This window comes from Halomonas sp. CKK8 (assembly GCF_029625235.1).
Taxonomy (GTDB): Bacteria; Pseudomonadota; Gammaproteobacteria; order Pseudomonadales; family Halomonadaceae; genus Halomonas; species Halomonas ventosae.
This window is the reverse complement of sequence record NZ_CP121193.1, coordinates 1110575-1133072: the sequence shown is the minus strand read 5'-3', so window position 1 is coordinate 1133072 and position 22498 is coordinate 1110575. Positions and strand designations below refer to the sequence as shown.

Genomic DNA, 22498 nt, shown 5'->3' with positions numbered 1-22498 from the left:
TGCAGAACGGCACCCGAGCAGGGTGCCGTTCTGCGTATCACCGCGCCGATGATCAGGCCGGGCAGGTTACCTGAGGCGTTCGAACACCGTGGCCACGCCCTGTCCCATGCCGATGCACATGGTGGCCAGGCCCAGGGTGGTATCACGCTCCTGCATCACGTTGAGCAGGGTGGTGCTGATGCGCGCCCCGGAGCAGCCCAGCGGGTGGCCCAGGGCGATGGCGCCGCCGTGGAGGTTGACCTTGTCGTCCATGGCGTCGCGCAGGCCCAGGTCCTTGAGCACCGGCAACGCCTGGGCGGCGAAGGCCTCGTTGAGCTCCACGGTCTGGATGTCGTCGATGGTCAGGCCCGCGCTCTTCAGCGCCTTCTTCGAGGCCGGCACCGGGCCATAGCCCATGATGGAGGCATCGCAGCCGGCCACGCCGGTGGAGAGCACCCGAGCGATGGGCGCGAGGCCCAGGGCCTGGGCGCGCTCGTAGCTCATCACCGCCATGCCGGCCGCCCCCACCGAGAGCGCCGAGGAGGTGCCGGCGGTGACGGTGCCGCCGCGGGGGTCGAAGGCCGGCTTGAGCTCGGCCATCTTCTCCAGGCTGGCGTCGCTGCGGATCACCTCGTCGCGGTCGACCCGCACCCGGAAGCCATTGGCGTCGTGGCCCTCGATGCCGATGATCTCGCGGTCGAACCCGCCGTTCTCCATCGCCGCCTGGGCCCGCTGGTGCGAGCGCACGCCGAAGGCGTCCTGCTCCTTGCGGGAGATGCCGTGCATCTTGCCCAGCAGTTCCGCGGTCAGCCCCATCATCATGGCCGCCTTGGCCACGTGCTTGCTGGCCGCCGGGTTGACGTCGACGCCATGGGTCATGCCCACGTGCTCCATGTGCTCCACGCCGCCGATGATGTAGAACTCGCCCATGCCGGCCCGGATGTTGGCGGCAGCGATGTGCAGCGCGCTCATCGAGGAACCGCACAGTCGGTTGACCGTCTGCGCCGGCACGGTGTGCGGGATGCCGGTGAGGATCGCCGCGTTGCGGGCGATGTTCATGCCCTGCTCCAGGGTCTGGTTGACGCAGCCCCAGATCACGTCGTCGACCTCGGCCGGGTCGAGCCCCGGGTTGCGGTCGAACAGCGCCTGCATCACCGCGGCGGAGAGGTTCTCGGCGCGCACGTGGCGGAAGGCCCCCTGCTTTGCCTTGGCCATGGCGGAGCGGGCACAGTCGACCACCACCACGTCTCTCGGATTCAAGCTCATCGATAACTCCTTAAATAGTGTCCGGAACGTCCTGACCGTTGCGTGGCATATCCTGTGGACGCGTCAGCCCTGGGCCTGGCTGGCATAGAAGGTCTCGCCGGCGGCGGCCATCTGGCGCAGCTTCTCGGTGGGCGCGTAGAGCGGGCCGAGCTCCTCGGCCAGGCGCTCCGCCTGGCTGACGAAGGCGTCGACGCCCATGGCATCGATGTAGCGCAGCGCGCCACCGCGGAACGGCGGGAAGCCGATGCCGTAGATCAGCGCCATGTCGGCCTCGGCGGGGCTGCCGACGATGTCGTCCTCCAGGCAGCGCACGGTCTCCAGGCACAGCGGCACCATCATGCGGGCGATGATCTCCTCGTCGGAGAACTCGCGGCGCTCCCGGGCCACCTCCTTGATCAGCGCGATGGCGGCCTCGTCGGTGACCTTCCGGGGCTTGCCCTTGCGGTCCTCCTCGTAGGCGTAGAAGCCCTTGGCATTCTTCTGGCCCAGGCGGTCGTTCTCGAACATCACCTGGATGGCGCTCTTGCCCTGGCCATCGCCCCGCTCACCGGCCATGCCGGCCATGCGCTCCGGGAAGCCCTCGGCCATCACCTCGCCGGCATGCACCGCGGTATCCATGCCCACCACGTCGAGCAGGTAGGCGGGGCCCATGGGCCAGCCGAACTTCTCCATCACCTTGTCGATCTGCTGGAAGTCGGCGCCCTGCTCCACCAGCTGGCTGAAGCCGCCGAAGTAGGGGAAGAGCACGCGGTTGACCAGGAATCCCGGGCAGTCGTTGACCACGATGGGCGTCTTGCCCATGGCCCGGGCGTAGGCCACGGTGGCCGCCACGGCGGCGTCGCCGGTCTTCTCGCCACGGATCACCTCCACCAGCGGCATGCGGTGCACCGGGTTGAAGAAGTGCATGCCGCAGAAGTTCTCCGGCCGCTTGAGGTTCTCGGCCAGGCGGGTGATGGAGATGGTCGAGGTGTTGGAGGTGAGGATGGTCTCCTCTCCCACCTGGCCTTCCACCTCGGTGAGCACCGCATCCTTGACCTTGGGATTCTCGACCACCGCCTCGACCACCAGGTCGACGTGGCCGAAGTCGCCATAGGAGAGGGTCGGGCGAATGTTGCTGAGCTTCTCGGCCATCTGCCCGGTGGAGAGCTTGCCCCGCTCCACCTGCTTGGCGAAGAGCTTGCGGGCCTCCTTGAGGCCGAGCTCGATGGCCTCCTCCTTGATGTCCTTCATCAGGATGGGCGTGCCCTTGGAAGCGCTCTGGTAGGCGATGCCGCCCCCCATGATGCCGGCGCCGAGCACCGCCGCCTGCTGGACGGGCCGCGCCTGCTTCTCGTACTGGCTGCCCTTCTTCTTGACCACCTGGTCGTTCATGAACAGGCCGACCAGGTTGAAGGCCACCTCGGAGAGCGCCAGCTTGGCGAAGGCCTTGGCCTCGATGGCCTGGGCGCGGGCGCGCGACTCGCCGGCGCCCTTCTGGATCACCTTGATGGCCTCCACCGGCGCCGGGTAGTGCGGCCCCGCCTTGCCCTTGACGTAGCCCTTGGCGGTCTCGAAGGTCATCATCTGCTCGATGGGGCCGAGCGTGAGCGGCGCGCTCTTCTCGGCGCGGCGGGCCTGGTAGTCGAGCTCTCCCCGGTGGGCGCGGGCCAGGATGTCGAGGGCCGCGGCCTGCAGCTGCTCGCCCGGCACCACGGCGTCCACGGCCCCCATCGAGAGGGCGGCCTCGGCGCGGTTCTCGGTGCCGCCGGCGATCCACTCGATGGCGTTGTCGGCGCCGATGACCCGCGGCAGGCGCACGCAGCCGCCCCAGCCGGGCAGGATACCGAGCTTGGTCTCGGGCAGGCCGATCTTGGCGGACTCGGCCATGACGCGGAAGTCAGTGGTCAGGGTGATCTCGCAGCCACCGCCCAGGGCCAGGCCATTGATGGCGGTGACGGTGGGGAACGGCAGGTCCTCGATGGCATTGAAGATGCCGTGCACCCGCTCGAGCATGCCCTCGAGCTGCTCGGCGCCCTGCTCGAACATGCCGTGGAACTCGGTGATGTCGGCACCGACGATGAACGCCTCCTTGGCGCTGCCGATCACCAGCCCCTCGAGCCCCTTCTCGGCACGGAGGGCCGCGACGGCCTCGCCCAGTTCCGCGACCACGGCGCTGGAGAGCTTGTTGATGGACTCGCCCTTCAGGTCGAAGGTCAGGGTGGCGATGGCATCGCCCCCGTCCTCAGGACCACGCGCCACCGTGATGGCATTGCCTTGATAGATCATCCACGAACCTCCATGCAGGAATTCATACGGCCGTTTGATTTTCGACAGCTTGGTGCAGCCGAGCCCGAACGTCAAGCCCCTGCCGACAGCATGGCAGCTCCCGGCGACTCACCCCAGCGGGACGCGCGCTGTTAGACTCGGCGGATGAACCGAGAACCGCCGAGGGCCGCGCCCCACTCCCCTGCATCCCCTGCCGCCGGCAGGCCGTCACCGCGCCTCGGCGCCTGGCAGTCCCGCCTCGAACGCCTGGTGGAGCTCGCCCGGCCCTGGAGCTGGCTGTGGCCCCCGATGGCCCTGGCCGCCGGGCTGGGGAGCTTCTTCCTGGTCGAGCGCCAGCAGTGGCTGGGGGGGATGCTGGCCCTGGGCATGCTGCTGGCCTGGGGACTGCTGCTCTCCGAGAGCCTGATCGGCCGGCTGCTGGTCCGGCGTGGCTATCCGCCCCTGCCTCGTGGTGTGACCACCTTCATCGCCCAGCTGATCCACCAGGAGACCCTGTTCTTCACCCTGCCCTTCCTGCTCGCCACCACGGTATGGCACAGCGGCCAGGCGCTCTTCACCCTGCTGGTGCTGGCCATGGCGCTGCTGTCGATCCTCGACCCGCTCTACTACCGGCTGGCCGGTCGGCTGCGCTGGCTCTACTTCGCCTTCCATGCGCAGTGCGTGTTCCTGGTGGTCCTGGTCACCCTGCCCACTCTGCTCCACCTGACCACCGGCCAGAGCCTGCTGCTGGCCATCGGCGCCATGGTGCTGTTCAGCCTGCCGAGCCTGATGCACCTGCTGCGGCCCATGAGCCCCTCGCGCTGGCTGGCGATGCTGGCTCTGCTGCCGTTGCTGGCCGGCGTGGCCTGGGCGGGGCGCGCCTGGGTGCCGCCGGCCAGCCTGTGGATCTCGGGCAGTGCCCTCTCGCCCGAGTTCGATACCCAGGCCAGGAGACCGCTCGGCAGCACCGCCCTGACCCCGGCGGCACTGGCCAGCGAGGGGCTCTATGCCTTCACGGCGATCCATGCCCCCCGCGGCCTGCGCGAGGAAGTAGTGCATGTCTGGCGACAGGACGGCGTGGAGGTCGACCGCATCCCGCTGGAGATTCAGGGGGGGCGCGAGGCCGGCTACCGGGCCTGGAGCCACAAGCAGAACTTCCCCGAGGAGGCGGGTGGCGAATGGCGCATTGACGTGATGACCGACAGCGGCCAGCGGATCGGGATGCTGCGTTTCACGGTGAGTGACGACGCCGGGGCGGCGACCCAGGCCGACGGCACGATACAGCGGCCCTCGGGCATTCCCGGCCTGGATGTCCGGCGCTTGCTGCCCCGGCCCGAGTCCGTCCCCGAGGCGGCAACCGAGGACGCACCCGATGAGGAGGTCCAGCAGGCGGCAGCGAAGACGCCCGGCTCCCCGGGCGTCAAGGAGGCCCCGGAGGGCGAGACGCAGGCGGACGAGACAGGCGAGACAGGCGAGAAAGGAGACGAAGGCGAGGCAGGCGAGGCAGGCGAGGCAGGCGAGGCAGGCGAGGCAGGCGAGGCAGGCGAGGCAGGCGAGGCAGAGGATGACGCGGGGACAGCCGAGGGCGTGCAATGATAAGCCTGCTTGCATTCCACGGCGGTGGTTCGGACAATCCGCTCAGGCTTCTCCCGGATGCACAGACCCATGCACCAGAACATCGGCTTCCAGCTGTCCCGCGTGCCGCGCCTGTGGCGCGCCGTCATCGACCGGCGACTGGCGCCGCTGGGCCTGACCCAGACCCGCTGGATCACCCTCTACCACCTCTGGCGGCTGGGTGACGGCCAGCCGCAGTGCGACCTGGCCCGCGCCATCGGCGTCGAGGCCCCCTCGCTGGTCCGCACCCTGGACCAGCTCTCCGAGCAGGGGCTGATCGAGCGGCGCGGCTGCGAGCAGGACCGCCGCACCAAGCGCATCTACCTGACGCCCGAGGCCACCCCGCTGCTGGAGCAGATCGATGCGGTGGTCAGCCAGGCGCGCAGCGAGATGCTGGCCGGCCTCGACGACGCGGAGGTCGCCCAGTTGGCGAGCCTGCTGTCACGCATCGAGGAGAACGGCCTGGCGATCCAGGCCCGCGAGGACGCGGAGTGACCGCGCTCAGGCGCGTGGCCCCTCCAGGGGCACCTCCTTCTCGGGATAGTCGGGGCGCCCGGCGAGGGCGTCGCGCAGGGCCGTGAAGTCCTCCAGGTAGCTGGAGAAACGCTCGGTATCCTGCGACTCCCACCACCAGAGCCCGAGGGCCGCCCGGTTCGACTCCAGCACACTGGCATCCAGCGGCAGGCGCGTCAGCAGCGCCTCGAGGGGCGCCTCGGCCGCCGCCGGCAGGGGCCGCAGTGGCTCGAAGCGCCAGTACCAGCCATGGCGGAACGGCTTGAGCGCCGGCCCGGCCTCGGCATCTCGCACCAGCGTGAAGTCAGGCCCTGGCTGTTGCGGCGGATAGGGCCAGCGGTAGTGGGGCATGACGCCCCTGGCTTCATGAAAGGGTGGCTTGTCCAGCTTGACGGTGACGCCCGCCCGGCTCACGGCCGTTCGCATCCGCGCCACCCGCTTCTGGCGCGGGTTCGGCTTGAGCCAGAGTAGCGGCGAGATCACCAGCATCACCGCGACGAGAATGATCAACCAGGCCATGCCGTTCTCCCTGTGAATCTTGATGCAAGTCGTTGTCTTGTCACGCGAGCCGTCCTAGAGTGGAAGCATCCCCAAACACGCTGGATGCTGTACGGAGAGTCACACCATGAGCAATGAATATCGTCATGTCCTGGTCGCCGTCGACCTGACCAAGGACTCCCACAAGGTCCTGGAGCGGGCGATGCAGATCGCCGACCGCAACAAGGCCAAGCTGTCCATCATGCATACCCTGGAGCCGCTGGGCTTCGCCTATGGCGGCGACATTCCCATGGACCTCACCAGCATCCAGGACCAGCTCGACGAACACGCCAAGCAGCGCCTGGCGGAGATCGCCGACACCCATGTGCCCCGCGAGAACCAGCACGTGGTGGTGGGCATGCCCGATACCGAGATTCACCGCTTCGCCGAGGAGCATGACGTCGACCTGATCGTGGTCGGCTCCCACGGCCGCCATGGCTTCGCCCTGCTGCTCGGCTCCACCTCCACCGGCGTGCTGCACGGCGCCCAGTGCGACGTGCTGGCCGTACGGGTGGGCGCCAAGGGCGAGAAGAGCGAGGAGTAACCCCACTCGCCCCGATAGACCGCAAGGGCGCCCCAGGGGCGCCCTTGCCGTTTGGGGCCCGACGCCAGCGACGCCTCGCCCTGTCACTCGCCGGCCGCCATCGCCTCCAGCTCCATCCACCGCTCCATGGCCGCTTCCAGCTCGGCCTGGGTATCGTTCAGCGACTGCAGGGTCGCCGAGACGGTCTCGGCATCCTGCTGGTAGAAGGCCGGGTCGCCCACCCGTGCCTCGAAGGCGGCCACCTCGCCCTCGAGGCGCTCGATCTCGGCCGGCAGGCCGTCGAGCTCGCGCTGCAGCTTGTAGGAGAGCTTGACCGGCCGGCTCGCCGGGGAAGCCTCGGAGGCCGACCTGGCCGGTGCCGGGGTGTCGTTCGCCGCCGGGGCCGCGGGTTCGGCCTGCTGGCGCGCCGCCCCCTCCCAGGGCGCCGGCGGCAGCCTGCCCCCCTGGCGCACCCAGTCGCTGTAGCCCCCCACATACTCGCGCACCCGTCCCTGGCCCTCGAAGGCCAGCACGCTGGTCACCACATTGTCCATGAAGGCGCGGTCGTGGGAGACCAGCAGCAGGGTACCGTCGAAGTTCAGGAGCAGCTCCTCGAGCAGCTCCAGGGTCTCGACGTCGAGGTCGTTGGTCGGCTCGTCGAGCACCAGGACATTGGCCGGCTGGGTGAACAGCTTGGCCAGCAGCAGGCGGTTGGACTCGCCCCCGGAGAGCGCCTTGACCGGCTGGCGCACCCGCTCGGGGGTGAACAGGAAGTCCTGCAGGTAGCTCATCACGTGGCGGTCGCGGCCACCCACGGCGATGCGGTCGCTGCCCTGGGCCACGTTGTCGTAGACGCTCTTCTCCGGCTCCAGCCCCGCGCGCAGCTGGTCGAAGTAGGCGACCTGCAGCTTGGTCCCGAACTGCACCTTGCCCTCGCTCGGCTCGAGCTCGCCGAGCAGGATCTTGAGCAGGGTCGTCTTGCCGGCACCGTTGCGGCCGATGAAGCCGATGCGGTCGCCGCGCTGGATCTCCAGGGTCAGGTCGTCGATCACCACCTCGTCGCCGAAGCGCTGGGTGACGTGCTCGAGGCTGACCACCCGCTTGCCGCTGCGCCCACCGCTGTCAACGGAGATCGAGGCCTTGCCCTGGCGTTCGCGGCGTTCGCTGCGCTCACGGCGCAGCTGCTCCAGCGCCCTCACCCGGCCCTCGTTGCGGGTGCGCCGGGCCTTGATGCCCTGGCGGATCCAGGCCTCCTCCTGGGCGAGCTTCTTGTCGAACTCGGCATGCTCCCGGGCCTCGACTTCCAGCTCATGGGTCTTCTGCTCCTGGTAGGCGGCATAGTCCCCGGGGTAGCGGCCCAGGCGCCCGCGGTCGAGTTCGAGGATCGCCGTGGCGAGCTTCGAGAGGAAGGCACGGTCGTGGGTGATGAAGAGCACGGCCCCATTGAAGTCCAGCAGCTGCTCTTCCAGCCAGGCGATGGTGTCGAGGTCGAGGTGGTTGGTGGGCTCGTCGAGCAGCAGCAGGTCGGGCTCGGCGACCAGCGCCCGGGCCAGCGCAACGCGGCGGCGCCAGCCACCGGAGAGCGCGGCCATCTCGGCATCGGCGGGCAGCCCCAGCCGGGTCAGCACCACGTCGATGCGCTGGTGAAAGGACCAGCCGTCGATCGCCTCGATCCGCGTCTGCAGCTCGGCCATGCGGCGCATGTCCGGGTCCTCGTCATGGATCAGGTGGTGATACTCGGAGAGCAGCTCACCGGCCTCGGGGAGCCCCTGGGCCACCACGTCGAAGATGGTCTGGCCGGTGGCATCCGGCAGCTCCTGGGCGAGCACCCCGATCTTCAACCCCGGGGCCCGCCAGATGTGGCCGCCGTCGGCCTGGATCTCGCCGGCCACCAGCTTGAGCAGGGTCGACTTGCCGGTCCCGTTGCGCCCCACCAGGGCGAGGCGCTCGCCCTTCTCCAGTACCAGGTCGGCGCCGTCGAGCAGTACCTGGGTGCCATAGGCCAGTTGCAGCTGTTCCAGACGTAGCAGGGTCACGCGTTCACCTCTTCAGTCATCAAGGTCGCTAGTGTAACGCATGGCCGGGCCGGCGTGGCCCCACCCCCCTACTGCCGGGTACAATGCGCGCCCGCTTTCACAGGAGTGTTTCGCCGTGGCCGACGCAACGCCCCCCTTCGATGACGTGCTGCCCGAGGCACTGAGGTTCCGTTCACCGGCCCCGCTGGTCGACATCGGCGCCAACCTGACCCACGAGAGCTTCACCCGCGACCTGGAGGCGACGATCCAGCGCGCCCGGGCGGCGAACGTCACCACCCTGATCCTCACCGGCACCGACCGCGAGCACGCCGAGCAGGCCGTGGCGCTGGCCCGGCGCCATCCGGGGCTCTTCGCCACCGCCGGGGTGCATCCCCATGACGCCAGCCGTTGGGACCCGGCGCTCGCGCGGGCGATGCGCGACCTGCACCGCCAGCCCGAGGTGGTGGCGGTGGGCGAGTGTGGCCTCGACTTCAACCGCAACTTCTCCACCCCTGCCGAGCAGGAGCGCGCCTTCGAGGCCCAGCTCGGCCTGGCGGCGGAGAGCGGCAAGCCGCTGTTCCTCCATGAGCGGGATGCCGGCCGGCGCATGCGCGAGATGCTGCACGCCTGGCGAGACGATATCGCCGATGCGGTGATCCACTGCTTCACCGCCGACCGCGAGACCCTCTACGGCTACCGGGACCTGGACCTGCATATCGGCCTGACCGGCTGGCTGTGCGACGAGCGTCGCGGCCACCATCTGCGCGAGCTGGTCGGCGAGATTCCCCTGGACCGGCTGATGGTGGAAACCGACTGCCCCTACCTGCTGCCGCGCAATTTACCTGCCAAACTCAAGGGCAGGCGCCACGAACCGGCGCTGCTGCCCTGGATCGTGCGAGAGATCGCCCACTGGCGGGGCATGGACGAGGCCGAACTGGCCCGTGCCACCACCGCGACCGCGCTCGCCTTCTTCCGCCTGCCGGCAGGCGAGACGCACCGCGCCAACGAACATGAGGAGCCCTGACATGGCCGGCCCCGAGAGCAAGGAGATTCCCGGCTTCATCGCCGTCGAGACCGGCGAGGACGGCGGATTGCCGCTGGCCATCGCCTGGACGCTGCCCGATGGGCGGGTCAAGCACACCCTGATCCAGCCGGACGACGACTGGCTGGACAGCGAGATGGTGTCGCTTGGCGAGTACAGCCTGGAGGAGCTCAACAGCATGGGCGTGAGCCCGCTGGACGTGATCCGCGAACTGGAGAACGACCACTTCAGCGCGACGCTCTACACGGCCGGCGTGAGCGATGACGAGGCGGCGATCTCGCGACTCTTCGACACCTACGGCCTCGACCCCTTCGTCGAGCTGGCCCCGGCAGACAGCCTCTACCATGAGCTCGAGCCTGGCGACTGGGCCCGGGCCCGGGGCGAGCTGTTCGGCGAGCTGGGCCTCGAGCCGCTGCGTCCCGAGCACGAGGTGGCGGTGATGCTCAACCTGCACCAGCGCCTCGCGCCGGGCGTCGCGCCCCCCGAGGCCACCCCCTTCGATGGCCGTCTGCTGGACGGCGACGATGTCGACGACTGAGCGGGCCCCAGGGTAACTACGCCCCCGACCGGCCCAGCAGCGCCCTGGCCTGCTCCACGATCCCCGCCACCGAGGGCAGCGTGACCGTGGCGGCCAGCCCCAGGGCAATGAAGCTGTCCTCGGCGGTGAGCCGCGCCAGGCGTTCGCCCGCCACGCCGCGCTCGACCAGGCCGGTGACCAGCTCCTCGCTCGGCGAGCCCGACCGCCGGCACTCGTCCACCACCAGGATGGCCGCACAGTCGGCCACCCGGCGGTGCAGGGCATCGTGGTCGATGGCGGTGAGCCAGCGCAGGTCGATGAGGCGCAGCGCGATGCCCCCGGCCTCGAGGCGGGCGGCCGCCTGCCGTGACAGGGCGATCCCGTTGCCGTAGCTGACGATGGCCAGGTCGCGCCCCTCCCCCCATTGGCCGAGCTCGCCCACCGCCAGGCGGCAGTCCGGCCCCGGGTCGGCGCAGCAGGCGAGATCGTCCCCCTGCTCCAGCAGGTCCCGGGCGTGGTAGCGGGCGATGGGCTCGATCAGCACCACCACCCGCTGCTCCTCGTCGGCCAGGCGGACGGCCTCCTGCAGCAGCCCCCCCGCCTCGGCCCCGTTGGACGGGCAGGCCACCAGCAACCCGGGGATGTCGCGCAGCACGGCGATGGCATTGTCGTTGTGGAAGTGGCCGCCGAAGCCCTTCTGGTAGCCGAGCCCGGCGATGCGCACCACCATCGGGTTGGTGAACTGGCCAGCGGAGAAGAAGCTCAGCGTGGCCGCCTCGCCACGCAGCTGGTCCTCGGCGTTGTGCAGGTAGGCGAGGAACTGGATCTCGAGGATCGGCACCAGCCCACTCTGGGCCAGGCCGATTCCCAGCCCCAGGATGCTCTGTTCGTCGAGCAGCGTATCGATCACCCGGTGCGGGCCGAACTGCGCCTGCAGGCGCTGGGTGACCCCGTAGACGCCGCCCTTGCGGCCGATGTCCTCGCCGGCCATCACCAGGTGCGGGTAGCGGGTCATCAGCCGCACCAGCGCCTGGTTGATCAGCCTGGCCATGGGGGCCGGGGTGGCATCGACCTCCCCCTGCCAGGGGGCCTGCCGGCCGGGGCGCAACGGCGGCACGATGCTCGCCATGACCTGGGCGGCGTTCTCGAGCCTGGGTCGCCGGATCACCGCCTCGGCCTCCCGGGCCACCCGTTCGCCGATTTCCCAGTAGCGCTGGGCGATCTCCTCCACGGAGAGCACGCCATGGCGACGCAGCAGGCCGGCGCTGACCAGCAGCGGGTCGCGGGCCTCGTCGGCCTCGATGCGCGCAGCCGACAGGTAGGCCTGCTGGGCATCGGAACCGGCATGGCCGAACAGGCGCACGCAGTGCATGTGCAGGAACACCGGCTGGCGACGGCTGCGGGCGATGTGCGCGGCCTCGCGAGCGACCCGCCAGGTGTCCAGCAGGTCGAGTCCGTCGCAGGCGAGATAGTGCAAGCCGGGGCGGGCGCGCATGCTGGCGGCCACCCAGCCGGGTGGCGTGGGCATGGAGATGCCGATGCCGTTGTCCTCGCAGACCATCACCAGCGGCATGGGCGCGCCCTGCCAGGCGGCCCAGCCCGCGGCATTGAGGGCGCCCTGGGCGGTGGAGTGGTTGAAGGAGGCATCGCCGAAGCTGCAGACCACCACGCTGTCCGGCGGCCACTCGCCGCCACCGCCCAGGCGACGCCACAGACCGAGGCTGTGGGCCGCCCCCACCGCCTTGGGGAGGTGGGAGGCGATGGTGCTGGTCTGCGGCGGGATGTTGAGCGCCCTGGAGCCCAGCACCTTGTGACGACCGCCGGAGATCGGGTCCTCCGACGAGGCGGTAAAGCTCAGCAGCAGGTCGCGGATCGGCGTCTGGCCCGGCACGGTGCGGCTGCGCTGGATCAGGAAGGCGGCATCACGGTAGTGCAGGAAGGCGGGATCGGTGGGGCGGAAGGCGCGGGCGATGGCGGCGTTGCCCTCGTGGCCGGCACTGCCGATGGTGTAGAAGCCCTCGCCCCGTGCCTGGAGCCGCCGGGCCTGGAGGTCGAGGTGGCGGCTGGTCAGCTGGGACTCGAAGAGTTCGACGAGCCCCTCGGGGTCGAGCCCGGCCGCCTCGAGGGAGCCGTCGTGTGACGGCGCGGGCCAGGTGTCGTCATGCAGGGCGGCGAGGAAACGCTGTTCCTGGGGCAGGGAGTCGGCCACGTCGGCCTCCGGTCGGCTGGGCGATGCCTCTCAGCCTAGTCGATCGCCGCCACGGGCCGCGATCCCGCGGACGCGAGCCGATCGTGCCCGGCCGCCACGGCCTGCTCGAGGCTGGCCCCTTCCCGGTAGAAGGCCGCCAGCGTCCGCCGGAAGGCCGCCGCGCGCCCAGGCAGGCCCTCGCGCAGGTAGCGCTCGGCGCGCGCCTCGACCCGCGCCTGGAAGCCCTCGCGGTCGACCTCCACCTCGCCCAGGTTGTCGACGCTGACGTTGAAGGGCAGGCCGCAGGCCTCGGAGAAGAGCCGCTCCAGTGCCTGGGGCGCCACCTCCACCGCCTCGAAGTCGCGCTGCTGGCGGGCATCCCGGCCGTCGGGCAGGTACCAGTAGCCGTAGTCCTCGAGGCGTCGCCGGCGGGCCCCGGCGATGCACCAGTGGCTGACCTCGTGCAGGGCGCTGGCGTAGAAGCCGCGGGCGAAGATCACCCGGTGCCAGGGAGTGACCTCGTCGGCCGGCAGGTAGAGCGGCTCGTCGCCGCCACGCACCAGGCGGGTCTGGTAGCGGGGCAGGAAGAGACCGTCGAACAGCGCAATGACATCCTCGAGTCGGTGGCTCACACAGGCTCCTGGAAGGCGTAAAGGGCGCCATTATAGGCGCAAGGAGGCGCGGCGCGAAAATCGCTGCCTCCTGATAGACTGGACGGCCGGCGCTCGTCCCGGGCCGGACGCTGCCGACTCACCCTCGACGCATGGAGCTGCTGCCTTGGCCTCGTTTGCCTCACGCCTGCTGGCCACCAGCCGCAAGGAAACGCGCCCCCTGATGCGCCTGGCGCTGCCCATTTGCGGGGCCCAGCTGGCCCAGGCCGGGATGAGCGTCGTCGACGTGATGATGACCGGGCGCCTCAGCGCCACTGACCTGGCGGCGGTCTCGGTGGGTTCCAGCCTGTGGATGCCGCTGATGCTGTTCATGACCGGCACCCTGATGGGGCTGACGCCGATCGTCGCCCAGTTGCTGGGGGGCGGCCGCACGGCGGGGATCCGCCCCAGCGTCCACCAGGCACTGTGGATCGCCCTCGCCCTGGGCATGGTCGCCGCGGTGCTGCTGTGGTTCACGGTGCTGCCGATCTTCCGGCTGATGGCGGTGCCCGAGGAGGTCGCCGGGCGCGCCGCCGCCTACCTGGCCGCCGTGGCCTTCGGCATGCCCGGGGTGGCCCTCTTCCAGGCGCTGCGCGCCTTCTCGGACGGCATGAACCATACCCGACCGTCGCTGTGGATCAGCCTGGTCGGCCTCGGCGTGAACATCCCCTGCAACTTCGTGCTGATCTACGGCGGCGAGGGGCTGACGGGACTGTTCGGTGACTGGCTGCCCGGCAGCGTTCAGGGCCTGCCGGCCCTCGGCGCCCTGGGCTGTGGCATTGCCACGGCGATCTCCATATGGGTGATGGGCCTGGCGATGATCGCCTACACCCGGCACTCCCGGGCCTACGGGGACGTCGCGCTCTGGCACTCGCCCACGCCCCCGCGCTGGCCGCTGATCGGCGAGCTGCTGCACGTGGGCGTGCCCATCGGCGTGGCGATCTTCGTGGAGGTGACGCTGTTTACCCTGATCGCCCTGTTCATCGCCAGCCTCGGCGAGGTCACCGTGGCGGCCCACCAGGTGGCGCTCAACTACACCTCGATCCTCTTCATGCTGCCGCTCTCCCTGGGCATGGCCCTTACCGTGCGGGTCGGCAACACCCTGGGGCAGGGTCGCCCCGAAGCCGCCCGGATGGTGGCCTGGCACGGCATCCTGGTGGCGCTGGCCGTGGCGGGGCTCAACAGCCTGCTGCTGTGGCTCACCGCCGAACCGGTGATCGGGCTATATACTCATGACAGCGAGGTGGCACGCCTCACCCTGTCGCTGGTCGGACTGGCCATGATCTTCCAGGTCTCCGACTCGTTGCAGGTCAACCTGGCCGGGGCCCTGCGCGGCTACAAGGACACCCGGATCATCATGCTGATCACCCTGCTGGCCTACTGGCTGGTGGGGCTGGGGGGCGGCCACTGGCTGGGACGACACGGCCTGTTCGGGTGGATCGGACCGCTGGGCGTGCATGGTTACTGGATCGGCCTGATCGCCGGCCTGACGACGGCGGCGGTACTGCTGGGCGAGCGACTCAGGCGCATGAGCAAGGCGATAGTCCATGGAGAGATCGAGATTCCCGTCGAGTGATCGCAGGGGCGTGACCTGGCTCGGGCGAGGCATGCTGCTGGCCGTGATGCTGACGCTGATGGCCGGTTGCGGCGAGGGCCAGAGCGAGACCCTGTTGGGCGACTACCAGCAGCGCCTGGCCGAGACCCTGGGCGTCGAGGCACCTGAGCGCGCCTCCCCGGACAACATCGGCGCCTTCCCCGAGCAGGACGAGCGGCTGTTCGAGATTGCCGAGACCCGCGAGGGCATGCTCGATATCTATGCCCTGCGCGAGTGCCATATCGCCCACCTCGTGGCGGGACGCAACAACCAGCTCGGCAAGGTGGCGGCCCCCAGCCAGCGCTGGCTCTACGAGCTCGAGCTATGGCGCCGGCTGAGCGGCTGCTGGAACGGCGACGTCCCGGACGCCCTCTCCGATGACAGCAGTGAACGCCTGGCCCGGCTCACTGCCACCAAGACCGAACAGCTGCCCCGGGTCAGCTGGAACGCCCTGTTCGCCTCCGAGGAGTGGGTCAAGAACTTCTCCCGGGCGAGCTCTCCCCTCTCCCCCGAGGCCCTCGGCGAGGTCGAACCGCGCAGTGCCGCCCTTCGCTATCTGCGCAAGGCGACCCTGCATCAGTTCAACCGGGACTGGAAGGCCGACTCGGCCACCCTCGAGGGTCACCTCAAGACCCTGCAGGAGCGCCCGCTCTCTGCCGAGCTGCTGCGTGCCCTGCTGCTCACCGAGCAGCGCCTGGGCGAGGCCTCGATGCTGATCGAGGCCACCCTTGAGCAAGATGACGGTGCCAGCTGTCGCGGGGCGGCCGAGGCCCTGGCCGACTCCCCCGAGGCGAGCCGGCTGGCGGCATGGATTGAGGACCTCGATCGCGCCGCCCGGCACTGGCTCGGGGCCGTCGACGCCCTGCTCTCGGTTCATGTGGTGCCCCCGCCGGCGGTGGTCGACTATCGGCGCCAGTGGCTCTCGCTGAGCGACCCCGAGGCTCCCCTGTCGGCCTTCACGGCGGCCCGGGACCACCATGCTGCACTGCGCAACCGGCTCGCCCGTCACTGCGGATCAGCCCCCGGGACTTAACCTCGGCAATCACTCTGTGCTATTGATGAGACAACAGTGACGCAGTGCGCTGCTTACCAGGCCGATGCCGTGACCACGCAGCACTTGGAGGGACATCATGGGAATCCCGCAGTCACCCCGCTCCGCCCGGGTCATCGACCTCGAGGCCATGCGCCAACGTCAACTGGCCCGGCGCCGGTTGGTTCGCCTTTCACCCGAGCTGGACAACCTGGAGATGGTCTATCGGCTCGCCTCGGATGCCGACACCCTGTACGGCATGCCCCTGCTGGCCTGGGGACTCCAGGAAGATGGCGAGGTGGTCGGCCTGGTGCCGTGGATGGAAGCCCTCACGCCCTGCCATCGCCTGGATGACGCCGAGCACGGCCATTTCATCGGCTATCGTGACCCGGAGACCGAGGAGCTCTTCGAGGAGGCGCCCGAGCACAAGGTGCTGGAACTCGAGCACGCCGCCGCCTACTTCGATTACGAGGAAACCGACGAGACCACGCTGATCCAGCAGCTTCCCGAGACCCAGGGGACCCATGCCCTGTGCATGGACGAGAGCGACGCACCCTGGCAGCTGAAGCAGGTCTTCGGCTGGCGCCTCTACAGCGACGGCACCGTGGAGGCCCTGCTCGCCGACGAACGCCTCATCGAGACCACCCCGATCCTGCCCGGCGACCCCTGCCTCTACCCCGGCCACAGCCGCCACCGCGTGGTCTACTTCTTCCAGCGGCAGATCGCCAACCGCATCCGCCACGAGGACCCCACCACCCTCGAGGCCCTGGCACTGATGGTCATGCCCGGCAGTGGTGACGTTGACCCGCCGAGCGACTGACGGACTGGCCGCGACTCAGCCGAGACGGATAAAGTAGAGAAAGCTGCCGTCGTCTTCCTGCTGGTGCAGGAGCTCATGCCCGAGGAAGCTGCAGAACTTGGGGATGTCGCGGGTCGTCGCCGGATCGCTGGCGATCACCTTGAGCACCTCCCCCGCGTGCATGTCACGCACCTTGTTGTGCATCAGCATGATCGGCTCTGGGCAGTAGAGCCCCGTGGTATCGAGCTGCGCATCACAGGCCGGCAGGGAATCCGCGGAATCAACCATCGATGACCTCGTTGCAGGACAGTTAAGTAAGGGAGTAACGGATGATCAAGATCATTATCGAACGTCGTATCATGCCCGGCCTGGAGGAGGAATACGAGGCAGCGGCCCGAGAGGCCATGCGCCATTCCCTGGGCGCACGTGGCTTCGTCGGCGGCGAGAGCCTCGTCGAGCTTGGCCACAGCGATCGACGTCTGATGATCACCAAGTGGCGCGACATGCGTGCCTGGAAGGAGTGGTACCAGAGCGAGACACGCGCCCGGGTCATGCAGAGCCTGCTGCCGCTGCTGACCGAGGAGGAGCGTATCCGCATCTACGAGCCGACGACCCACTGACGGGCTCGCGGATCCCCATCAGTCCAGAAGCCGCACGTGTACCGTCACCTCCTCGCGATCATGGTAGAGGTGGCGACACGCCACCTCGGCCCGCACGCCGGCCTCGGCGAGCGCTGACTCCAGGCCCGCGAGGCAGCGTGAGACCTCCTGCCAGCGCCGCTTCATGGGCAGCTTCAGGTTGAAGACCGCCTCGCGGCACCAGCGCCGCACCAGCCAGCGCTGGACCATCGCCATCACGCGCGATGGCTTGTCGACGATATCGCACACCAGCCAGTCGAGCCGACCGGGCGGCTCCCAGACGAAGCCATCCTCGCGCAGGTGCTCCACCAGCCCCGTGGCCATCAACCCCTTGTCCATGGGGCCATTGTCGATGGCATAGACATGCATCCCGCGCTGCACCAGCTGCCAGGTCCAGCCGCCGGGAGCGGCACCCAGATCGGCCGCCTGCATGCCCTCCCCCAGACGCTCGTCCCATTCGTCTCGCGGGATGAATTCGTGCCAGGCCTCCTCCAGCTTGAGGGTGGAGCGGCTGGGCGCACGATGGGGAAAACGCAGCCGGCGAATTCCCCCGGCGAGTTCGCTGCGATTGCCGGGGAAGCTCATGCCCAGCTGCACGCGGTCACCGTCACTCCACAGCAGGTGAAGCCGACGCCCGTCAGCCTTGCGCCGCAGGGCGCCGCGCTTCTTGAGCAGCGACTCCAGCGGTCGCTTCAGTGCCTTGATCAGGCCGGCGAGGGCCTTGGCCTCGTTGGTGTCCGGCGTCTCCTGCCAGACCGAGTCGAAGCTCCAGCCGCTCGCCACCACCTGCTCGATGATCGGGGTGAGGCGATCTTCGCGCGGGAGCGCAAGGGGCGGCAGTGCGAGCAGGCTCTGGCGGGCAAACACCAGGCCTGTCAGCGGCAGTGCCCGATGCAGGGCATTGGCCGGAGCATCGCCGGCGGCGATGAAGCGCACGAAACCGGCATCGGGCCTGGCATCGGCCTCTCCCTGCCAGCCGAGCGCCATGGCCTTTTCCGCGAGCTCTGCCGCCAGGTCCTGCTCGAACCCGGGGCGACAATAGAGCAGCAGTTCACCGGGAACGCTCATGGGCCGGCCTCCTCGGCCGCCACCGCGGAGGTGCCCTTCCTCAGGTCCTCGATATCCTGCAACTGGACATTGAGTGCATTGGTGGAAATGGTCACCTCCCAGAGCGAGTAGATCAGCGATATGGAGAGGGTCACCAGGCTCACGCCGAAGAGCAGCATGCCCAGCAGTTCGAGCGACAGGAAAAGCGCGAACATCGACAGCGTGCATAGCAGGAAGCTCAGCACGCCCGCCACCTGCATGCGTTTGGTCAGGGAGATGCGCCGACGCAGCAGCAGGATCTGTCGGGCGGTGCCGGACTGATGCCGGTCACGCTCCTCGTCCGCCAGCTTGCGGATCAGCTGGGCGAGTACCAGGAAACGGTTGGTATAGGCCAGCAGCAGCAACGAGATGGCGGGAAAAAGCAGGGCCGGGGTGGTCAGCGTCACGGAACGATCTCCGGTTGTCATTCGCAACGCCATGATAACAGGTGACACTTTCACGGGCCGCACATGAAAAGACCCCGTGCTCTTTCGAACACGGGGTCTTCTCGGGATAGGTGCCTGACGAAGACCCGGGCGGCGCTCCGCTACTCTTCATGGGGAGGCCCCCATAACAACGAAACCCCGACCAATGGCCGGGGTTTCTGAATAAGTGCCTGACGATGACCTACTCTCGCATGGGGAGGCCCCACACTACCATCGGCGCTGAGCGGTTTCACTGCTGAGTTCGGCATGGGATCAGGTGGTTCCCGCACGCTATGGTCGTCAGGCGAAAAACGGTGAATCATGCTGACGATACGTCTCGTCGTATCCGTCATGTCGGTCGCCATCGGCAGACCGCTTGGGTGTTATATGGTCAAGCCTCACGGGCCATTAGTACCGGTTAGCTCAACGCCTTGCAGCGCTTCCACATCCGGCCTATCAACCAGCTGGTCTCGCTGGGCCCTTCAGGAGGCTCAAGGCCTCGGGGATGTCTCATCTTGAAGGGGGCTTCCCGCTTAGATGCTTTCAGCGGTTATCCCGTCCGCACATAGCTACCCGGCAATGCCACTGGCGTGACAACCGGAACACCAGAGGTGCGTCCACTCCGGTCCTCTCGTACTAGGAGCAGCACTTCTCAAACATCCAACGCCCACGGCAGATAGGGACCGAACTGTCTCACGACGTTCTAAACCCAGCTCGCGTACCACTTTAAATGGCGAACAGCCATACCCTTGGGACCGACTTCAGCCCCAGGATGTGATGAGCCGACATCGAGGTGCCAAACACCGCCGTCGATGTGAACTCTTGGGCGGTATCAGCCTGTTATCCCCGGAGTACCTTTTATCCGTTGAGCGATGGCCCTTCCATACAGAACCACCGGATCACTAGAACCTACTTTCGTACCTGCTCGACGTGTCTGTCTCGCAGTTAAGCACCCTTATGCTCTTGCACTCAATGCACGATTTCCAACCGTGCTGAGGGTACCTTCGTGCTCCTCCGTTACGCTTTGGGAGGAGACCGCCCCAGTCAAACTACCCACCACACACGGTCCTCGATCCGGATCACGGACCTGAGTTAGAACGCCAATGATGCCAGGCTGGTATTTCAAGGTTGGCTCCACCGTGGCTGGCGCCACGGTTTCCAAGCCTCCCAGCTATCCTACACAAGCAACATCAGCGTCCAGTGTGAAGCTATAGTAAAGGTTCACGGGGTCTTTCCGTCTAGCCGCGGGTACACAGCATCTTCACTGCGATTTCAATTTCACTGAGTCTCGGGTGGAGACAGCGTGGCCATCATTACGCCATTCGTGCAGGTCGGAACTTACCCGACAAGGAATTTCGCTACCTTAGGACCGTTATAGTTACGGCCGCCGTTTACCGGGGCTTCGATCAGGAGCTTCGCTTGCGCTAACACCATCACTTAACCTTCCGGCACCGGGCAGGCGTCACACCCTATACGTCCGCTTGCGCGTTTGCAGAGTGCTGTGTTTTTAATAAACAGTTGCAGCCACCTGGTATCTTCGACCGGTTCAGGCTCAGGGAGCAAGTCCCGTCACCCTAGTCCGGCGTGCCTTCTCCCGAAGTTACGGCACCATTTTGCCTAGTTCCTTCACCCGAGTTCTCTCAAGCGCCTGGGTATTCTCTACCTGACCACCTGTGTCGGTTTGGGGTACGGTCCCACTGTATCTGAAGCTTAGAGGCTTTTCCTGGAAGCGTGGCATCGATGACTTCCAGACCGTAGTCTGTTCGTCTCGTCTCTCGGCCTTGGGGAACCGGATTTGCCTGATTCCCCAGCCTACTGACTTTCACCAGGACAACCAACGCCTGGCTCACCTAGCCTTCTTCGTCCCCCCATCGCAATACAGTGAGGTACGGGAATATTGACCCGTTTCCCATCGACTACGCCTTTCGGCCTCGCCTTAGGGGCCGACTCACTCTGCTCCGATTAGCGTCGAACAGAAACCCTTGGTCTTCCGGCGGGGGAGTTTTTCACTCCCCTTGTCGTTACTCATGTCAGCATTCGCACTCGTGATACCTCCAGCAGACCTCTCGATCCACCTTCATCGGCTTACACGACGCTCCTCTACCGCTCGTCATTCGACGAACCCGTAGCTTCGGTACCTGGTTTGAGCCCCGTTACATCTTCCGCGCAGGCCGACTCGACTAGTGAGCTATTACGCTTTCTTTAAAGGATGGCTGCTTCTAAGCCAACCTCCTAGCTGTCTGAGCCTTCCCACATCGTTTCCCACTTAACCAGGATTTCGGGACCTTAGCTGACGGTCTGGGTTGTTTCCCTTTTCACAACGGACGTTAGCACCCGCTGTGTGTCTCCCACGCGTCACTCACCGGTATTCGGAGTTTGCCTCGGGTTGGTAAGTCGGGATGACCCCCTAGCCGAAACAGTGCTCTACCCCCGGCGGTGCTACGTGAGGCGCTACCTAAATAGCTTTCGAGGAGAACCAGCTATCTCCGGGCTTGATTAGCCTTTCACTCCGATCCACAAGTCATCCAAATCTTTTTCAACAGATCCTGGTTCGGTCCTCCAGTTGATGTTACTCAACCTTCAACCTGCTCATGGATAGATCGCCCGGTTTCGGGTCTATTCCCAGCGACTGGTCGCCCAGTTAAGACTCGCTTTCGCTACGCCTCCCCTATACGGTTAAGCTCGCCACTGAAAATAAGTCGCTGACCCATTATACAAAAGGTACGCGGTCACATGACATGCATGCTCCCACTGCTTGTACGCATACGGTTTCAGGATCTATTTCACTCCCCTCTCCGGGGTTCTTTTCGCCTTTCCCTCACGGTACTGGTTCACTATCGGTCAGCCAGGAGTATTTAGCCTTGGAGGATGGTCCCCCCGTCTTCAGTCAAGGTTTCTCGTGCCCCGACCTACTCGATTTCACGACACTCAGATTTCGGCTACGGGACTATCACCCGCTATGGTCAGGCTTCCCAGCCTGTTCGCCTATCAGTCGTGCCGCTTAAGGGCTACTCCCCGTTCGCTCGCCGCTACTGGGGGAATCTCGGTTGATTTCTTTTCCTCGGGGTACTGAGATGTTTCAGTTCCCCCGGTTCGCCTCCCAACACCTATGGATTCAGTGTGGGATACCCACGTTACCGTGGGTGGGTTTCCCCATTCAGAAATGCCCGGGTCACAGGTTGTTTGCCACCTCGCCGAGCCTTATCGCAGGCTTCCACGTCTTTCATCGCCTCTGGCTGCCTAGGCATCCACCGTATGCGCTTCATCGCTTGACCATATAACCCCAAGAGGTCTGGTCCGCGATGACGATCGACAATTGCCGGATACGCTTGAGACGTATCTCGTGTCTCTTCCTCTCGGAAGAAACGTTTGTCAGCATGATTCACATTGTTAAAGAGCAGACTGTCAATCGACAGTCACAAACCTGTCATCACTCAATGTGACGATGGCTTGTGACTGCAGACTCGATCAGGTCACGGACTGTTGGATGGTGGAGCCTAGCGGGATCGAACCGCTGACCTCCTGCGTGCAAGGCAGGCGCTCTCCCAGCTGAGCTAAGGCCCCTGATGCAATTTGGGTCAGACAAGGCGCTTTTCGCCGACGTGTAGCCTGCTACACGAGGTGGAAAGCAACGACGTATGACACAAATTTGGTGGGTCTGGGCAGACTTGAAATAAACCCCGCGACCTCACCCTTCTCTTTACAGGACGTCCGGGGATGCGCTCTAACCAACTGAGCTACCCGGCCGTTCAGAGAATGGTGGGTCTGGGCAGACTTGAACTGCCGACCTCACCCTTATCAGGGGTGCGCTCTAACCAACTGAGCTACAGACCCATTG

18 protein-coding genes, 2 tRNA genes and 2 rRNA genes are annotated in these 22498 nt (G+C 66.9%); 9 read left to right on the top strand and 13 right to left on the bottom strand.

Features of this window, described 5'->3' with window-relative positions; genetic code table 11:
• Positions 1–66 precede the first annotated feature (66 nt).
• Positions 67–1245 (bottom strand): acetyl-CoA C-acyltransferase FadA, encoded by a 1179-nt coding sequence (fadA, locus tag P8934_RS05320; RefSeq protein WP_278033262.1) that lies wholly within the window; start codon positions 1243–1245, stop codon positions 67–69.
• A 63-nt stretch (positions 1246–1308) separates the two neighbouring features.
• Complete coding sequence (gene fadB, locus P8934_RS05315; protein ID WP_278033261.1) at positions 1309–3510, bottom strand: fatty acid oxidation complex subunit alpha FadB; 2202 nt, start codon at positions 3508–3510, stop codon at positions 1309–1311.
• Positions 3511–3654: 144 nt separating this feature from the next.
• Here fadB and P8934_RS05310 point away from each other — a divergent pair, with 144 nt between their 5' ends.
• Positions 3655–5085, top strand: coding sequence for a DUF5924 family protein (locus tag P8934_RS05310; RefSeq protein WP_347403451.1), 1431 nt, complete (start codon positions 3655–3657; stop codon positions 5083–5085).
• Between the two features lie 69 nt (positions 5086–5154).
• The gene (gene slyA / locus P8934_RS05305; RefSeq protein WP_278033260.1) at positions 5155–5598 is read left to right on the top strand and encodes a transcriptional regulator SlyA; all 444 of its coding nucleotides are present in this window, start codon (positions 5155–5157) and stop codon (positions 5596–5598) included.
• Between the two features lie 6 nt (positions 5599–5604).
• Here the strand turns inward: slyA and P8934_RS05300 are convergent, their stop codons facing one another.
• Positions 5605–6135 carry a preprotein translocase subunit YajC gene (locus P8934_RS05300; protein ID WP_278033259.1) on the bottom strand — a complete coding sequence of 177 codons (531 nt, stop codon included), beginning with the start codon at positions 6133–6135 and terminating at the stop codon, positions 5605–5607.
• 106 nt (positions 6136–6241) lie between these two features.
• Here P8934_RS05300 and P8934_RS05295 point away from each other — a divergent pair, with 106 nt between their 5' ends.
• Positions 6242–6697: a universal stress protein gene (locus P8934_RS05295; RefSeq protein WP_133636237.1), complete on the top strand. Its 456-nt coding sequence runs from the start codon at positions 6242–6244 to the stop codon at positions 6695–6697.
• 83 nt (positions 6698–6780) lie between these two features.
• On the opposite strand, the gene P8934_RS05290 is transcribed toward P8934_RS05295, so the two are convergent.
• Positions 6781–8712, bottom strand: coding sequence for an ATP-binding cassette domain-containing protein (locus tag P8934_RS05290; protein WP_278033258.1), 1932 nt, complete (start codon positions 8710–8712; stop codon positions 6781–6783).
• A gap of 115 nt (positions 8713–8827) precedes the next feature.
• Here P8934_RS05290 and P8934_RS05285 point away from each other — a divergent pair, with 115 nt between their 5' ends.
• Together P8934_RS05285 and P8934_RS05280 are read left to right on the top strand one after the other, a co-directional pair.
• Complete coding sequence (locus P8934_RS05285) at positions 8828–9715, top strand: TatD family hydrolase (protein WP_278033257.1); 888 nt, start codon at positions 8828–8830, stop codon at positions 9713–9715.
• A 1-nt stretch (position 9716) separates the two neighbouring features.
• Positions 9717–10271, top strand: coding sequence for a hypothetical protein (locus P8934_RS05280; protein ID WP_258176175.1), 555 nt, complete (start codon positions 9717–9719; stop codon positions 10269–10271).
• A 16-nt stretch (positions 10272–10287) separates the two neighbouring features.
• Here P8934_RS05280 and P8934_RS05275 read toward each other — a convergent pair whose 3' ends face one another.
• Together P8934_RS05275 and P8934_RS05270 are read right to left on the bottom strand one after the other, a co-directional pair.
• Positions 10288–12459, bottom strand: a complete 2172-nt coding sequence (locus P8934_RS05275; RefSeq protein ID WP_278033256.1) for a thiamine pyrophosphate-dependent enzyme — start codon at positions 12457–12459, stop codon at positions 10288–10290.
• Between the two features lie 35 nt (positions 12460–12494).
• Positions 12495–13070, bottom strand: coding sequence for an elongation factor P hydroxylase (locus tag P8934_RS05270; protein ID WP_278033255.1), 576 nt, complete (start codon positions 13068–13070; stop codon positions 12495–12497).
• Positions 13071–13215: 145 nt separating this feature from the next.
• Between P8934_RS05270 and P8934_RS05265 the strand changes: the two genes are divergently transcribed.
• The 3 genes from P8934_RS05265 to P8934_RS05255 all read left to right on the top strand — a co-directional run bounded on the left by P8934_RS05265 (position 13216) and on the right by P8934_RS05255 (position 16532).
• The gene (locus P8934_RS05265) at positions 13216–14664 is read left to right on the top strand and encodes an MATE family efflux transporter (RefSeq protein WP_278033254.1); all 1449 of its coding nucleotides are present in this window, start codon (positions 13216–13218) and stop codon (positions 14662–14664) included.
• A complete protein-coding gene (locus tag P8934_RS05260; protein ID WP_278033253.1) occupies positions 14636–15715 on the top strand; it encodes a DUF3080 family protein in 1080 nt (359 codons plus the stop codon). The genes P8934_RS05265 and P8934_RS05260 overlap by 29 nt, the downstream gene beginning before the upstream one ends.
• A gap of 97 nt (positions 15716–15812) precedes the next feature.
• A complete protein-coding gene (locus tag P8934_RS05255) occupies positions 15813–16532 on the top strand; it encodes a hypothetical protein (protein ID WP_278033252.1) in 720 nt (239 codons plus the stop codon).
• Between the two features lie 15 nt (positions 16533–16547).
• Here P8934_RS05255 and tusA read toward each other — a convergent pair whose 3' ends face one another.
• Positions 16548–16799: a sulfurtransferase TusA gene (gene tusA / locus P8934_RS05250; protein ID WP_278033251.1), complete on the bottom strand. Its 252-nt coding sequence runs from the start codon at positions 16797–16799 to the stop codon at positions 16548–16550.
• A gap of 41 nt (positions 16800–16840) precedes the next feature.
• Between tusA and P8934_RS05245 the strand changes: the two genes are divergently transcribed.
• Positions 16841–17131 carry an antibiotic biosynthesis monooxygenase gene (locus P8934_RS05245; RefSeq protein WP_106228982.1) on the top strand — a complete coding sequence of 97 codons (291 nt, stop codon included), beginning with the start codon at positions 16841–16843 and terminating at the stop codon, positions 17129–17131.
• 18 nt (positions 17132–17149) lie between these two features.
• Here P8934_RS05245 and rlmM read toward each other — a convergent pair whose 3' ends face one another.
• The 6 genes from rlmM to P8934_RS05215 all read right to left on the bottom strand — a co-directional run bounded on the left by rlmM (position 17150) and on the right by P8934_RS05215 (position 22494).
• Complete coding sequence (gene rlmM / locus P8934_RS05240; RefSeq protein WP_278033250.1) at positions 17150–18217, bottom strand: 23S rRNA (cytidine(2498)-2'-O)-methyltransferase RlmM; 1068 nt, start codon at positions 18215–18217, stop codon at positions 17150–17152.
• Entirely contained in the window at positions 18214–18642 is a 429-nt protein-coding gene (locus P8934_RS05235; RefSeq protein WP_278033249.1) for a DUF2721 domain-containing protein, read from the bottom strand. The genes rlmM and P8934_RS05235 overlap by 4 nt, the downstream gene beginning before the upstream one ends.
• A 207-nt stretch (positions 18643–18849) precedes the next feature.
• Positions 18850–18965: ribosomal RNA gene (rrf, locus tag P8934_RS05230) — 5S ribosomal RNA — on the bottom strand.
• Positions 18966–19047: 82 nt separating this feature from the next.
• Positions 19048–21935, bottom strand: a 23S ribosomal RNA gene (locus P8934_RS05225).
• 213 nt (positions 21936–22148) lie between these two features.
• Positions 22149–22224: transfer RNA gene (locus P8934_RS05220), tRNA-Ala, on the bottom strand.
• A 193-nt stretch (positions 22225–22417) separates the two neighbouring features.
• Positions 22418–22494 (bottom strand) — tRNA-Ile (locus tag P8934_RS05215).
• Positions 22495–22498 lie beyond the last annotated feature (4 nt).

Excerpts from the sequence above, each read along its gene's own strand:
- tusA (WP_278033251.1), bottom strand. The coding sequence starts at position 16,799 with ATGGTTGATTCCGCGGATTCCCTGCCGGCCTGTGATGCGCAGCTCGAT.
- P8934_RS05245 (WP_106228982.1), top strand. The coding sequence starts at position 16,841 with ATGATCAAGATCATTATCGAACGTCGTATCATGCCCGGCCTGGAGGAG.
- rlmM (WP_278033250.1), bottom strand. The coding sequence starts at position 18,217 with ATGAGCGTTCCCGGTGAACTGCTGCTCTATTGTCGCCCCGGGTTCGAG.
- slyA (WP_278033260.1), top strand. The coding sequence starts at position 5,155 with ATGCACCAGAACATCGGCTTCCAGCTGTCCCGCGTGCCGCGCCTGTGG.
- P8934_RS05260 (WP_278033253.1), top strand. The coding sequence starts at position 14,636 with ATGGAGAGATCGAGATTCCCGTCGAGTGATCGCAGGGGCGTGACCTGG.
- P8934_RS05310 (WP_347403451.1), top strand. The coding sequence starts at position 3,655 with ATGAACCGAGAACCGCCGAGGGCCGCGCCCCACTCCCCTGCATCCCCT.
- P8934_RS05300 (WP_278033259.1), bottom strand. The coding sequence starts at position 6,135 with ATGGCCTGGTTGATCATTCTCGTCGCGGTGATGCTGGTGATCTCGCCG.
- fadB (WP_278033261.1), bottom strand. The coding sequence starts at position 3,510 with ATGATCTATCAAGGCAATGCCATCACGGTGGCGCGTGGTCCTGAGGAC.
- P8934_RS05280 (WP_258176175.1), top strand. The coding sequence starts at position 9,717 with ATGGCCGGCCCCGAGAGCAAGGAGATTCCCGGCTTCATCGCCGTCGAG.
- P8934_RS05255 (WP_278033252.1), top strand. The coding sequence starts at position 15,813 with ATGGGAATCCCGCAGTCACCCCGCTCCGCCCGGGTCATCGACCTCGAG.
- P8934_RS05295 (WP_133636237.1), top strand. The coding sequence starts at position 6,242 with ATGAGCAATGAATATCGTCATGTCCTGGTCGCCGTCGACCTGACCAAG.
- fadA (WP_278033262.1), bottom strand. The coding sequence starts at position 1,245 with ATGAGCTTGAATCCGAGAGACGTGGTGGTGGTCGACTGTGCCCGCTCC.